Raw genomic sequence first — 13489 nt, 5'->3', positions numbered from 1 at the left:
GTAATGGCATTGTCTGTTGATATTAAAATTCAGTGATAAGAAAAAATATAATGAAAATTAAATTGAGAGTGATAACGAAACAGAATGGATACCCGACTCTTACAGGCTTTTATTGTGCTGGCAGAGAGCCGCAGTTATCGCCATGCGGCTCAGCGGTTGTTTATCACGCAGCCTGCGCTGACTAAACAGATTCAGGCCCTGGAGCATGAGGTCGGGCTGAAGCTGTTTGCTCGCGGGCGGCGCGGTGCGCAGTTGACTCATGCAGGCGAGCAGTTACTGGATAAAGCAAAATCCATTGTCCTTGAAACGACCGATTTCCGCCAAATGGCGACAGATATGGCGGCGGGAAAAGCAGGTCGTCTGGCGGTGGGGTTTGGAATTTCAGGGTTTCATGATGTCCCTGAACTGGTCGCAAAATTTAGTCAGCATTACCCCAAAATCTGCATCAGCCTCGAAGATATGCCCTCATCAGAGCAAACTCGCTTACTGCTGGAGGGGCAGCTTCAGCTGGCGTTTATGCGTATGCCCGTAGAACCGCCTCTTGTCGGGGTATCCCTGAGAACAGAATCAATTGCGCTGGCCGTATCACAACACAAAAAAGCCACATTACGTGAAAGACTCAGTCGCCCGCACTGTTACAGCCTGCTGTCAGAACTTCCGCTGCTGGCACTTCACGATAATCGGGGGCCGGGGCTTAACCGCCAGATAGCACGCTTTCTGGCATTCAATCAGGTTGAACCGCACATCCAGCAAACGTCCGGTGATATTCAAACACTGATGGCGCTTGTCGCAGCGGATATTGGCATGGCGATTGTCCCTCTCAGTACCATCAATATTTCTCCGGCCAGCATCGGCATCATCCCGCTGGAAGGGCCTTATGCCTCCTGGGATGTCGGGATGATTTGGAATCCTGTTCTGGAGGATCCGTTACGCGATTTATTTATTGCCCTGGTGAGAAAAGAAGGGGCTAAGCAGACATAACATCCATCAACGTTAATAAAATACAGCGATTATCCGGTTTACAGCCCTTAGTGACTGTGCTGGAATCCCTGCCTGGTTTTCAGATTGGCAGAACGGGGATTCACATCATGCAGGCAGCGCAGTTTTCACATCAGGTACTGGAGTGGTATCAGCGCTATGGGCGTAAAACCCTGCCGTGGCAGCTAGAGAAAACCCCTTATAAGGTCTGGCTCTCCGAAGTGATGCTGCAACAGACGCAGGTCGCGACCGTTATCCCCTATTTTGAGCGTTTTATGGCGCGCTTCCCCACCGTCAGCGACCTTGCTGCCGCCCCGCTTGATGAAGTGCTGCATCTGTGGACCGGCCTCGGTTATTACGCCCGTGCGCGTAATCTGCATAAAGCAGCGAAAACCGTGGTGGAAAAACATGGCGGTGTTTTTCCGGAAACGATAGAAGAGGTTGAAGCCCTGCCGGGTATCGGCCGTTCTACTGCGGGTGCAGTGCTCTCTCTGGCGCTGGGCAAGCATTTCCCGATTCTGGATGGCAACGTCAAACGCGTGCTAGCCCGCTGCTATGCAGTAGAGGGCTGGCCGGGTAAGAAAGAGGTGGAAAAGCGCCTGTGGAAAATCAGTGAAGAGGTCACCCCCGCTGAAGGCGTCAGCCAGTTTAACCAGGCAATGATGGACCTCGGCGCGATAGTCTGTACCCGCTCGAAGCCTAAATGTGAAATTTGCCCGCTGAATCTCGGCTGTATTGCTTATGCACATAATAGCTGGGCGCAGTACCCTGGAAAAAAACCGAAGCAGACCATCCCGGAACGTACCGGCTTCTTACTGCTGATGCAGCAAGGGCCGGATGTCTGGCTGGAGCAGCGCCCGCCGGTTGGGTTGTGGGGTGGGCTGTTCTGTTTTCCGCAGTACGGCACGGAGTCAGAACTGCGCCAGGCCCTACGGCTACGCGGGGTGGATGACAGCAAACTGCAACAGATGATCGCCTTCCGTCATACCTTCAGCCATTTCCACCTGGACATTGTGCCAATGTGGCTTGATCTGCCTTCTGCCCGTGCGGCAATGGATGATGTGCCGGGTCTCTGGTATAACTTAGCGCAGCCGCCCGCCGTGGGGCTGGCCGCGCCGGTAGAGCGCCTGCTACAGCAGTTACGCCAGCCACAGCAGTTGCCGTTAAGCGCTCGCGTAACAGAAGAGGAAGAGTAATGAGCCGAACCATTTTTTGTACGTTCCTGCAACGTGATGCCGAAGGGCAGGATTTCCAGTTATACCCTGGGGATACAGGCAAACGCATTTATAACGAGATTTCAAAAGAAGCCTGGTCAAAATGGATGGCAAAACAGACCATGCTGATCAACGAAAAGAAACTCAGTATGATGAACCCTGATGACCGCAAGCTGTTGGAACAAGAGATGATTAAATTCCTGTTCGAAGGCCATGAGGTTCATATCGAAGGTTATACCCCGCCGGAAGAATAAGTCGTTGGGCCTCACTGATGAGGCCCTCTCAAATTGTGGGCGATGCACGAGAAAATGAAGAAAAAACTAATAAGTTTGCTGATTATTGCGCCGTTGTTGGTTTCCTGCTCAGGCAAGAAGCAAAGCGCCTCTCATGAAGAGTGGATTAAAGACACCAACGGTTTTGATATTTTGATGGGACAGTTTGCCCACAACATCGAAAATATCTGGGGAATGAATGAAGTTCTGATCGCTGGTCCAAAAGACTATGTGAAGTACAGCGATCAATACTATACCCGCAGCCACATTAACTTCGATGCCGGTAGCATCACCATCGAAACCATCGCCGGAACCGATCCGTCGGCCAGCCTGCGTCAGGCGATTATCACCACGCTGTTGATCGGTGAAGATCCGGGTAATGTCGATCTCTATTCCGATGCCAAAGATATTCAGATCAGCAAAGAGCCGCTGCTTTATGGTCAGGTCATGGATAACACCGGTCAGCCGATCCGCTGGCAGGGCCGTGCCGCCAGCTTTGCTGACTATCTGATCCAGAATAAGCTGCAACGCCGTAATTCCGGTCTGCATGTGATCTGGTCGGTCACCATTCCGATGGTGCCAAACCACCTCGACAAGCGTGCACATAAATATCTGCCGATGGTGCGTAAAGCTGCCGAACGTTATGGCGTCGATCAGTCACTGATCCTGGCGATCATGCAGATTGAATCCAGCTTCAACCCTTATGCGGTCAGCCATGCTGATGCTCTGGGCCTGATGCAGGTGGTGCAGCATACTGCCGGGGTGGATGTCTTCCGCATGAAAGGGAAATGGGGCAAACCAAGCCGCAGCTACCTGCTCGACCCGGAAAACAACATCGACGCGGGTACCGCCTATCTGTCTCTGTTGCAGGGTAACTATCTGTCAGGTATTAACAACGCAACTTCCCGTCGCTATGCGGTGATCACCGCGTATAACGGCGGCGCAGGAAGCGTGCTGCGGGTGTTCTCCAGCGATAAAGACCGCGCCTTCAGCGCGATTAACAACCTGTCGCCTGCTGAGGTCTACCAGAAGCTCACCACCAGCCACCCGTCTGCGGAATCACGCCGTTACCTGTCTAAGGTCAACAACGCGCAGAAGGGCTACCACCGCTACTGATGGAACAACGGGCGGCCAGAAATCACGGCCGCCCCTTCACCCTGTTTACCGATCAACCCGACTGATATTCTTAAACTTACGCGTAGTTTCAGTGAGTGCCACTTCGGTTGGCAGGCGCTCCATCGAGCTGGCGCCGTAGAAACCATCGCACTGCGGGCAATTGTCCATAATGTACTGCGCATCTTCCGGGCTGGAGATCGGCCCGCCGTGGCACAACACAATCACGTCCTCGCGCACTGCCTTCGCGGCGGCGGCCCAGGCATTCACCAGCGGCACACAGTCCTGTAACTGCAACGCCGTCGACGCACCAATATTCCCTCCGGTGGTCAGCCCCATATGCGGCACAATAATATCCGCACCTGCGGCGGTCATCGCCACTGCATCGGCTTCGCTGAATACATAAGGCGTGGTCAGCATCTCTTTCTGATGGGCCAAAGCGATCATCTCCACTTCCAGGCCATAGCCCATCCCGGTCTCTTCCAGATTGGCACGGAAGTTACCGTCAATCAGCCCGACGGTCGGAAAGTTCTGTACGCCGGAAAAACCAAGGGCTTTCAGATCATCCAGGAATTTATCGAAATGGCAGAAAGGATCGGTGCCGTTCACGCCAGCCAGTACCGGGGTGTGTTTCACCACGGGCAGCACCTCTTTGGCCATATCAACCACGATCTCATTGGCATTACCGTAAGCCAGTAGCCCGGCCAGTGAGCCGCGCCCGGCCATGCGATAGCGCCCGGAGTTATAGATGACGATCAGATCGATCCCCCCGGCTTCTTCGCATTTTGCCGACAGCCCGGTCCCTGCACCACCGCCGATAATCGGTTCACGGCGGGCAATCATCTCTCTGAATTTAGTCAGCATCTGCTGACGGGTAAAAGCAGGCATGGTTATCTTCCTTTCGACGCCAGTTGGCGAAATTGAGCCACGGCTTCAGCCGCGAACTGCCGATCGTTGATGTTCCAGGGCAGGCGAATAATCTGGCGCTGTGCGGTCTGTATGCAGCACGCCTCCAGCGTGGAGATAAATGCCTGGTTAGCCTCTGGCGACCAGAACGGCTGGCCCGGCGCATCCAGTGCAGAAAAGCCGCCCTCAGGAATGAGAAAACGCACTTCCCCTTCGCAACGGTTCAGCTTATCGGCGATCCAGCGTGCCATCTCAATGTTCTCCTCCACGGTGGTCCGCATCAGCGTCACCTGGGCATTATGGTGGTAGAACAGGCGCGAGGCGTATTTCTCCGGTACGCTGGCAGGATGACCAAAGTTCACCATATCCAGCGCCCCGCAGGAGAGCACGCAAGGCAACTGGCTGCGGGCCAGCGCATCGAAGCGATCTTCACCGCAGGCCAGCACACCGTCAAACAGCCAATCGCAGACTTCGGTGGTTGTCAGGTCAAGCATTCCCGCCAGCATATTGCTGTCTGCCAGCTTCTCCATTGCCTTACCACCGCTGCCAGTAGCATGGAACACCAGACAGTCATAATCCGCTTCCAGCGCCGCACAGGCCGCCTCTATGCACGGCGTGGTAACGCCAAACATCGTCAGGCCGATGGCGGGTTTATCATTGGCATAAGGGGGGAGCGCGAAGCGAACTGCACCAGCGATCTGGTGGGCGGCGTTACCCAGCACACGGCGGGAAATCCGGTTCAGCCCGGCAACATCAGTTACCGAATAGAGCATGGCGATATCGCTGGCACCGACATAGCCCGAGACATCGCCGGAAGCCATCGTGGAAACCATCAGCTTTGGCACGCCAATCGGCAGCGCCTGCATTGCTGGCGTGATCAGCGCCGTACCGCCTGAGCCACCCAACCCGATTATCCCCGCGACATCATCACGCTGGCTAAGGAAAATCTCAAAAGCTTGTGCCATGGCGTTAATCGCCTTACCGCGATCGCCACAGAAGACAATATCACGTCCCTGAGGGTGATAGTCCGCCACCATCGCGGCCGGGATATTCCCCTCGAAAGCACGGCTAAGTGGTTGAGTAGACAGGTCAACTGTCACCACTGGCACGCCGATCTGAGCAATCAGATCGCGCACATAAAACAGTTCCCTTCCTTTAGTATCCGCTGTAGCAACAACGTAGATAGATCCAGTATCATTTTTCATTGGCGTTACGATAACCTGTTATTTAGATCAATAAAGAGTTGATATTCTTGATATAAAAACGTAAATAACTGTGAATCAATGAAGACATTGCGTGTGAAAAACACACAGTAGCACCTTCAAGATTGATAAATCAATTGAATGGAATATGAGTCTCGTCAAGTTTTGACTACGCTTATAACAGCGGGGAATGGCGCAGGCCGCGCCTCGTTGTCAACGCCGGTGACCATGATGTCTCGCTCACCGGCCCGATAAAGAAACAGGTTTAACCGGAAAATGAGGTTATTGTGGAGCAAAGGGATCCCGCTAGCGTTTTGGGGCTAACATCAACACGAGCCAGAACGCGCCGCTTACTAATTGATACTGCGATGAAAATGTTTGATAACGGGGCATTTCCATCGATTACCGAAGTTGCGCAGGAGGCACAGCTTTCACGCGCCACTGCTTATCGCTACTTCCCAACGCAGAGTGCTCTGGTTTCGGCCATTGTTTCTGAAACACTCAGCCCCATCAAAAACTGGCAGCCCACTCAGCAGGATGCCAACGCCCGCATTGATGAGCTGCTGAATTTCGCCTTCCCGCGCATGCTAAAACACGAGGGAACGTTGCGTGCGGCGTTGCATCTGTCACTCACGCAGTGGGCGCAGTCGCAGGCGATTGATGCCGTGCCATTGAAAGAGAAGCTGGTGCGGGGAAATCGCAAAGCGATGCTGGTGCAGGTGGTCGAACCGCTCAGCAAAGAGCTGACACCGGATTTGATGGAGCGCGTGGTGCGATCGCTGTCGCTGGTTTACGGTTCGGAGATTTTTCTGGTGATGAAAGATATCTGGGGCTGCGATAACGACGAATTGCAGGATATTGGCAAATGGATCGCGAAAGCGATTGTGCGCCAGGCTCGGGAGGAAGCGCTCAATACCTGAGGTCGGGCAGACACCAGGGCGAGGCATGCCTCGCCCCTACGATGCTCGCCGCATTACGTAGGGGTCGGGCACGCCCGACCCGGTTTTTTACACCAAAACGTACCCCTGCAAACGTTTAATCCCCTGCTCGTCGGTTTCGGCATACACGCCCTGCAACTCCGGCGAAAAGCCCGGCAGCAGGTTAATGCCCTCCTCCAGCGCGAGGAAATATTGCTGCACGGCTCCGCCCCACTCTTCACCCGGCACCACGCACAGCACGCCTGGTGGATACGGTAACGCACCTTCAGCCGCAATACGCCCGGCCGCCTGTGAAATCGGCACCAGCTCCACATTGCCACGAATAAATTCGATATTGGCATCCTGCGGGTTCATCACCATTTTCGGCAGGCTCTGCTGGCGGAACATCGCCTTTTGCAGATCCTTCACATCATGGCTGACATACAGATCGTGCATCTCCTGGCACAGGCGCTTCAGCGTGTAACCTTCGTAACGTGCCGCATTCTTCCGGTAGATGGTGGGTAGCACATCGCGCAGCAGCGCATCTTCTTTGATGTGCTGTTCGAACTGAGCCAGCTTCGCCACCAGCTTTGCCATCTTCTCCATGCTCTCTGCCGGTGTCAGCAGGAACAGAATGGAGTTCAGATCGCACTTCTCCGGCACTACGCCATTTTCACGCAGATAGTTCGCAAGAATCGTTGCCGGAATACCGAAAGAGGCATATTTCCCACTCGCGGCATCAATGCCCGGCGTGGTGAGCAGCAGCTTGCACGGATCGACCAGATACTGATCTTTCTCATAACCATCAAATCCATGCCACGATGCGCCCGGTGCAAAGCTGAAGTAGCGCGCATCCGAAGCGATCGTCGCCGTCGGCGCATCCTGCCAGGGCTTGCCGTCAACCTCGTCGGGAATAAATGGCTTAATCATCTCGCAGCGCGCCAGAATCGCTTTACGTGCGTCAATGCCCAGCACCACGCATTCATGCCACAGACGTCGCCCCGCTTCGCCCTGGTGCATTTTGGCGTTGATATCCAGTGCAGCAAACAGCGGGTAGAACGGGCTGGTTGAGGCATGCAGCATAAACGCATTGTTCAGCCGCTTATGGCTGCAAAAACGCTGCTGGCCGCGGATATGGTTATCTTTCTTGTGGATCTGCGAAGTCTGTGAGAACCCGGCCTGCTGCTTATGCACGGACTGCGTCACAAAAATACCGGGATCGGAAGGTTTCAGATCCAGCAGTAGCGGCGAACAGGCTTCCATCACCGGAATAAACTGCTCATAACCGACCCAGGCGGAGTCAAACAGGATGTAGTCACACAGGTGGCCGATGCTGTCGAGCACCTTACGCGCGTTGTACACCGTGCCATCGTAGGTGCCGAGCTGGATCACCGCCAGACGGAACGGACGCTCATCCCCGGCACGTTCCGGCGCGACCTGTTTAATCAGGTCACGCACATACGCTTCATCAAAACAGTGCGCATCAATGCCACCAATAAAACCAAACGGGTTGCGCGCAGTTTCCAGATACACAGGCGTTGCGCCAGCCTGAATCAGCGCACCATGATGGTTAGATTTATGGTTATTGCGGTCGAACAGCACCAGATCGCCGCGCGTCAGCAGCGCATTGGTCACCACTTTATTGGCGCTGGAGGTGCCATTCAGCACAAAGTAGGTTTTATCCGCGTTGAAGACTTTCGCCGCAAACTTTTGCGCATGTTTGGCAGAGCCTTCGTGGATCAGCAAATCACCGAGTTTCACGTCGGCGTTGCACATATCGGCGCGAAACACGTTCTCGCCGAAGAAGTCAAAGAACTGGCGTCCGGCGGGATGCTTTTTAAAGAACGCACCGCCCTGATGGCCTGGGCAGGCAAAGGTGGTGTTATCCATCGCCACGTATTTGGTCAGCGTCTGGAAAAAGGGCGGCAGCAATCGGGCCTGATACCCGGCTGCGGCGGTTTCCAGCAGCGACGCATCGCCCTCTTCACCCGTCAGCACGCCATCAACCTCAGGCAGATCAACCGCCTGCGCGGCATCGTCGAGGGCAATAAATACCGGCAGGTTAAAGCCGGTATGGCGCAGCAGCGCCAGCACGCCAGAGCGTGAGTCAGAAACGGACAGAACCACCGCTGCCACATCGGTAAAATCAGTGTTATCCAGCGTAACGACTTCGCGCCCGGTCTGGAGATGGATTGCCACAGTGGTGCTGGCTGCAATTTTAAGAGGAGTCATGCACAAATCCCTAACGGTCAAGGATGAGTGGGTGCCAATGGCACACAATAGGAACGGCAGCACATCGCACGCGTTCCCGGCGAACAGTCATGTTGGGTTTTCAGCAGAATGACTTCAGCTTCAACCGATAGACATCAGTAAAATCAGATCTCGTCTGTTTTTACGCATGGCCAACAGTTAAGCGTAGAAAGACCTCACCGCATGGTGAGAGAATTTATCGACAAGGTATGACAGCAAAAAGATCGACCACGCTGCATCAACAGATGCGGGTTACAGATGCTGAAATACAGCAGTGAACCTCTCATGGCGGTGACCTCAATGTGCAGGGATGACGGGGTTGTCAAAATTTGCGCAATAATGGCATTTTTTAGTAACGGGTTCAATGCCAGTGGCCCATCAGAATAGCCGATTTTTACAGAAAAAAATGTCGGATTTATCTCTGGGCGACACGCTGGCGGGCATAGTGAATCCGGTTACGTCCGGCTCGTTTCGCCTCATACAATGCGGCATCCGCCTCAGCATAAAGCGTGTCAAAACTACTGCGCGAAGCGCCCCAGCTCACGCCCAGGCTGACGGTCACCAGCCGATCCGGCAAAGAGTTCAGCACGGAGGCATTCAGCGATGCATGAATATAACCGGCCACCACCGCCGCCTGACCGATGCTGGTCCCCGGCAGCAGGATGGTAAACTCCTCCCCCCCGACGCGCCCGACGCTGCCGCTTTCCGGCACCGAGTTCTCAATCCGTTTGATCAGTTCACTGATCACCGCATCGCCGGTGGGATGACCGTACTGGTCGTTAATGGCTTTAAAATGGTCGATATCCAGCAGGATCAGGGAGGCTTCGTCCTGATGCAGTGCGCTGCCAATCTGGTTGATGATGGCGCTGCGGTTATACACGCCGGTCAGCGGATCGTGCGTGGCTTCGTACTCCAGCCGTAACGCCAGCTGGCGCAACTGCTCGTTGAGCAGCGTCAGCTCACGTTCTGCACGATCGCTGCGGGAGATCAGGCGCCAGGACTCACGCATCATGCGCTGATAGTGGCCGCTGAGGGTCAATAACGCCGCACGACAGGTTTCCGCCTCAAGATGCTCGCGTGCGGCAATATCCCGCGCCTGCTCAAGAATGGCATTTTCGTGCGTGAACAGATCCTCGATGCTCATCATTCCGCGCCACCCGGATGCATATGGAAGGTTATTGCTGAAAAATCGATACTCAGCTCCTGACCGAACTCTTCAGAAATATCGTCTTCGCTGTCGTAATACCAGTGCAGCTCGGTGCGGGTTCCGTTGGCTGCCGCTTCATTCAACACCCCAAACAGGCCAAACAACATTTTGGTGCTGGAGCTGTTGAAATAGCTGAGTGCCACATGAATGCTCACCAGGCTGAGACTGCGGGAAAAAGCGCTGCCCTGCCACTCTTCCACCGCGGCCATCAGCGGGCGGTAAAACGCAGCGGCATTTTCCGGCCAGGATTCTCCGCTGAGCGACAGCCTGCCGCTGGCGAAATCGAAGTCCACGGCGGGAGTGCTGCTGGTTGCAGGCATGGAGATGTTGTTCATAGCTAAGGTGTGCCCTGTCAGATAGTCGCTTTCAGGTAGAACGCCGAGAGATCCGTCGATGCAACCTGGTGAAAAGTAAATTCCAGCGGTTCGCTGGCATCCCGCGCCAGAGTCAGCAGGCCGATATTCGCCCCTTTGCTCCAGGCCGGACTTTCTGTACGCAGTGACTGCTTATAGGTCACTTTAATTTCTTCAGCGCTCATATTGCGCAGCGCCAGCAGGCATTCACTCAGGCGCACCGATTCATCCGGCCGCACCAGGTTAGCGCTTTCCAGCACATACTTGCCTTCATGCAGACCAAAACAGATCGCGCCAAAGCGCATTTCGTCATTATCTTTGCATAACGCCCGGCTGTCTGAGGAGTAGCGCAGGATATTTTGCACCATCTCAACAAAGGTCGAGAACAGCTTACGCCGGGTGACGAACGATGCCTCATTCTGCTCAAGATAAAGGCGGATCACCTCCCCCATCGCCGTAATATTGTGCTGAGAGAAAAAACCGGTATAACGCAGCGCCACCACATCGTGCGGCGTGTCCGCCAGCAGCCCGCTTATCATCGGATCAGTATTCATAATGCTCTTTTGCCCGTTTCCCCGGTTCATCAGTAACGAAACCCTAAAAATGTCATATCATCGCGCCGTAGCTGCTGCCCCTGCCAGGCGAGATACGCCTGCTGAAGCCCTTCCGCCAGCTCGCTCATCGGCCGCGTGCGGTAGCGTTCCAGCTCGGCCTGAATACGCTTGCGGCCAAACATAATGTGGCGCTCGCCGCCGATCTGATCGGTCAGACCATCGGTAAAGGTTAAGAACAGATCCTGGGGTTTCAGCGGCAGTTCATGACGCGCCCAGGCGTAGTCCACCGGGGTATCGGTGTAACCCACGCCCATGCGATCGCAGCTCAGCAGAATGGCCTGCTCGCTGACCGTCGAGAGCAGAAAACCGGAGATACGCGCACCGGCCCAGATCATGCGGTCTTCGCGGGTATCCACAAACAGCGCCAGCGCATCACAGCCGTCGTTCGACAACGAAGTCTGCTCCGACTGCTGCAACTGCCCCAGCGTCTGTTTGATGTAGCGATTGATATGCTGGAGTAACTGCTCCGGCTGGTCCGGTTCGCACTGCGTCAGCGCCTTTTCCAGCGCCGAAGAGAGGATCACAGTCATAAACGCGCCCGGCACGCCGTGCCCGGTGCAATCTGCCATTAACAGCAGCCAGCCGTGAGGAAAGGTGTGAAAGGCGTAAAAGTCACCGCCAACGCAGTCACGCGGCTGCCAGCACAGGCAGCTATCGCGCAGCTGCTGCACCAGTGAGCGCTGCGACTGGTCGAGCATCGCCTCCTGGATCACCCGCGCGTATTCAATGCTCTGCATAATTTGCTGATGCTGGCGCGCCTGCTGATCCGAGACGGTTCTGATCAGATCAATACCCAGCCCGATGCCAATATATTCACCCGCACTGGTGAGAATAAAGCCATCTGTCAGGGACTTATCGCCCGATGCCACCATCTGCTGCGCCACGCTATCCAGCGTGCTGGCCGCATCGATCACCAGCGGCATTTTATCCATAAAGGCGATGCAGCTTTTGCGGTCATACAGTTCACGGAAGAACGGCCGCGACATCTGCGATAAAAACAGATGACGATTAATCAGCCCCAGCGGATGGCGTTGCTCCACCACCGGCAGGCTGGTCAGCGACGGTTGTTTGGTAAACAGCGCCATCACAGCCAGATTATCGGCATCCGGTGTGACAAAAGGCACCTCAATACAGAGATCGCGCGCGGTAAGATGCGGCGATGGCAGACTTTGCGGTGTTAAAGGCGGTAAGTCTAAGTCCATGATACACGGCCAGTAATCCTCAGTTGGCCACAGCCTGACAGCCAATTGTGACAGTTTCATGCCAGCATTGAGAATAATCCTAACAACCCGGTTTTATCGCGTATAAAGCGAAAAACCCAGCATAAATCAGGGCATAAAATGCAATCAGGATGGGTGATAAAACAGGCTGAAAAGAGTCATTCCGAGGCTAACTGGTGGAAAAGAGTGCAATCAGTCGGCTTTTCGCGATAAAGCCGTTGACGCTGGCAGTGGCATACGGTTTAATGCGCCCCGTTGCCCGGATAGCTCAGTCGGTAGAGCAGGGGATTGAAAATCCCCGTGTCCTTGGTTCGATTCCGAGTCCGGGCACCATCTTCAGAGCCTGTCCGTTAAGAAGTGAGATTCTTAACGGGCAAGACATAAAGTACCCGAAACAGCGTCATGTGATAAAAATGCTATCGCATCGATTGTTGAACACTCGGGACTAAGAAGCCGGAGAGTGTTCTCGCACTCTCTGGCTTTCTCTCGTCCTTCCAATAAGAATTCTTACAGTTTCCAGACCATTGTGTCAATCTTATGTAAACGAAAGCGCTACTTTTTTGCTTTCAGTCACTTAGATTTGACTTAAGATTATTCTTAGGTCGCAAAAACTTCCTCAACAGCCATTCTCATCGCATCCAGATTTCCCTCAACATACTCCAGCGTCACGTTAACCGTTGAATGTCCAAGCAATGCCTGAACCGTTCGCAGATTCCTGTCAGGGGATTTCATCATATTGGTCGCAATCGTGTGCCGGAAACGGTGAGGCGATATTTCTGATCGACATTCTCGCGACAACCGGCGGAAAAAGGCCCTCAATGGCTGAGGATCCATATCGCCAGGTAATGGCTCTTTTCTGCCAGAAAAACGGGATACGTGAAAGAGTGGATCTTCAGGCTTCGCCTCCAGCTGAAGTGACCGGTCATATAACGTCTGCAGACCGGAATAAAGCGCGCGGGCAATAGGTACAGCATGTTCACGATGATTCTTTGCCGTCTCAGCACGAAGCGTAATGGTTCCGGCCTCGAGGTTAACGTCTGACAGTTTCAAATTCAGAAGCTGGTTTTGTCTCATCCCCGTATATTTCAGGGTGTCAATTACCGTTAGCCAGTACCAGGCTGGCAGTAAGGCACATCTCCTCGGATGTTGAACGGTGCCAAGCCGTTCGGCCTCTTCGTAAGATTTCATCACCAGGTACATACTGCTCATTTGATTCGGTGTTGTAATGGTCAACTAAAACCGG

The 13489-nt window shown here is 54.3% G+C and carries 13 protein-coding genes and 1 tRNA gene; 6 read left to right on the top strand and 8 right to left on the bottom strand.

What is annotated here, in order from left to right:
• Positions 1–84 precede the first annotated feature (84 nt).
• The 4 genes from ACFL9S_RS18210 to mltC all read left to right on the top strand — a co-directional run bounded on the left by ACFL9S_RS18210 (position 85) and on the right by mltC (position 3580).
• Complete coding sequence (locus ACFL9S_RS18210) at positions 85–981, top strand: LysR family transcriptional regulator (protein ID WP_405263277.1); 897 nt, start codon at positions 85–87, stop codon at positions 979–981.
• Between the two features lie 107 nt (positions 982–1088).
• Positions 1089–2174 carry an A/G-specific adenine glycosylase gene (mutY, locus tag ACFL9S_RS18205; RefSeq protein WP_405263276.1) on the top strand — a complete coding sequence of 362 codons (1086 nt, stop codon included), beginning with the start codon at positions 1089–1091 and terminating at the stop codon, positions 2172–2174.
• A complete protein-coding gene (locus ACFL9S_RS18200) occupies positions 2174–2446 on the top strand; it encodes an oxidative damage protection protein (RefSeq protein WP_133846151.1) in 273 nt (90 codons plus the stop codon). Before mutY ends, ACFL9S_RS18200 begins: the two co-directional genes overlap by 1 nt.
• 54 nt (positions 2447–2500) lie before the next feature.
• Positions 2501–3580 carry a membrane-bound lytic murein transglycosylase MltC gene (gene mltC / locus ACFL9S_RS18195; protein WP_405263275.1) on the top strand — a complete coding sequence of 360 codons (1080 nt, stop codon included), beginning with the start codon at positions 2501–2503 and terminating at the stop codon, positions 3578–3580.
• A gap of 45 nt (positions 3581–3625) precedes the next feature.
• On the opposite strand, the gene ACFL9S_RS18190 is transcribed toward mltC, so the two are convergent.
• Both ACFL9S_RS18190 and ACFL9S_RS18185 read right to left on the bottom strand, forming a co-directional pair.
• Positions 3626–4465, bottom strand: a complete 840-nt coding sequence (locus ACFL9S_RS18190) for a phosphoenolpyruvate hydrolase family protein (protein WP_405263274.1) — start codon at positions 4463–4465, stop codon at positions 3626–3628.
• A 2-nt stretch (positions 4466–4467) separates the two neighbouring features.
• Positions 4468–5688 (bottom strand): Tm-1-like ATP-binding domain-containing protein, encoded by a 1221-nt coding sequence (locus ACFL9S_RS18185; RefSeq protein WP_405263273.1) that lies wholly within the window; start codon positions 5686–5688, stop codon positions 4468–4470.
• 284 nt (positions 5689–5972) lie between these two features.
• Here ACFL9S_RS18185 and ACFL9S_RS18180 point away from each other — a divergent pair, with 284 nt between their 5' ends.
• The gene (locus ACFL9S_RS18180; RefSeq protein ID WP_405263272.1) at positions 5973–6605 is read left to right on the top strand and encodes a TetR/AcrR family transcriptional regulator; all 633 of its coding nucleotides are present in this window, start codon (positions 5973–5975) and stop codon (positions 6603–6605) included.
• A gap of 87 nt (positions 6606–6692) precedes the next feature.
• On the opposite strand, the gene ACFL9S_RS18175 is transcribed toward ACFL9S_RS18180, so the two are convergent.
• From ACFL9S_RS18175 to ACFL9S_RS18155, 5 genes are all read right to left on the bottom strand, one after another.
• Positions 6693–8834, bottom strand: a complete 2142-nt coding sequence (locus ACFL9S_RS18175) for an ornithine decarboxylase (protein ID WP_405263271.1) — start codon at positions 8832–8834, stop codon at positions 6693–6695.
• Between the two features lie 433 nt (positions 8835–9267).
• Positions 9268–9999 (bottom strand): GGDEF domain-containing protein, encoded by a 732-nt coding sequence (locus ACFL9S_RS18170; RefSeq protein ID WP_405263270.1) that lies wholly within the window; start codon positions 9997–9999, stop codon positions 9268–9270.
• Complete coding sequence (locus ACFL9S_RS18165) at positions 9996–10394, bottom strand: DUF1987 domain-containing protein (RefSeq protein WP_405263269.1); 399 nt, start codon at positions 10392–10394, stop codon at positions 9996–9998. Before ACFL9S_RS18165 ends, ACFL9S_RS18170 begins: the two co-directional genes overlap by 4 nt.
• Before the next feature lie 17 nt (positions 10395–10411).
• The gene (locus ACFL9S_RS18160) at positions 10412–10966 is read right to left on the bottom strand and encodes a SiaB family protein kinase (protein ID WP_405263268.1); all 555 of its coding nucleotides are present in this window, start codon (positions 10964–10966) and stop codon (positions 10412–10414) included.
• A 29-nt stretch (positions 10967–10995) separates the two neighbouring features.
• Entirely contained in the window at positions 10996–12228 is a 1233-nt protein-coding gene (locus ACFL9S_RS18155) for a PP2C family protein-serine/threonine phosphatase (RefSeq protein WP_405263267.1), read from the bottom strand.
• Between the two features lie 275 nt (positions 12229–12503).
• Here ACFL9S_RS18155 and ACFL9S_RS18150 point away from each other — a divergent pair.
• A tRNA-Phe gene (locus ACFL9S_RS18150) sits at positions 12504–12579 on the top strand.
• 264 nt (positions 12580–12843) lie between these two features.
• Here ACFL9S_RS18150 and ACFL9S_RS18145 read toward each other — a convergent pair.
• Complete coding sequence (locus tag ACFL9S_RS18145) at positions 12844–13446, bottom strand: tyrosine-type recombinase/integrase (RefSeq protein ID WP_405263266.1); 603 nt, start codon at positions 13444–13446, stop codon at positions 12844–12846.
• Positions 13447–13489: the final 43 nt, after the last annotated feature.

Origin of the sequence: Erwinia sp. AnSW2-5 (assembly GCF_045107195.1) — a bacterium.
GTDB lineage: Bacteria > Pseudomonadota > Gammaproteobacteria > Enterobacterales > Enterobacteriaceae > Erwinia.
The sequence above is the reverse complement of the archived record's forward strand: the minus strand, read 5'-3'. Positions and strand labels throughout refer to the sequence as shown.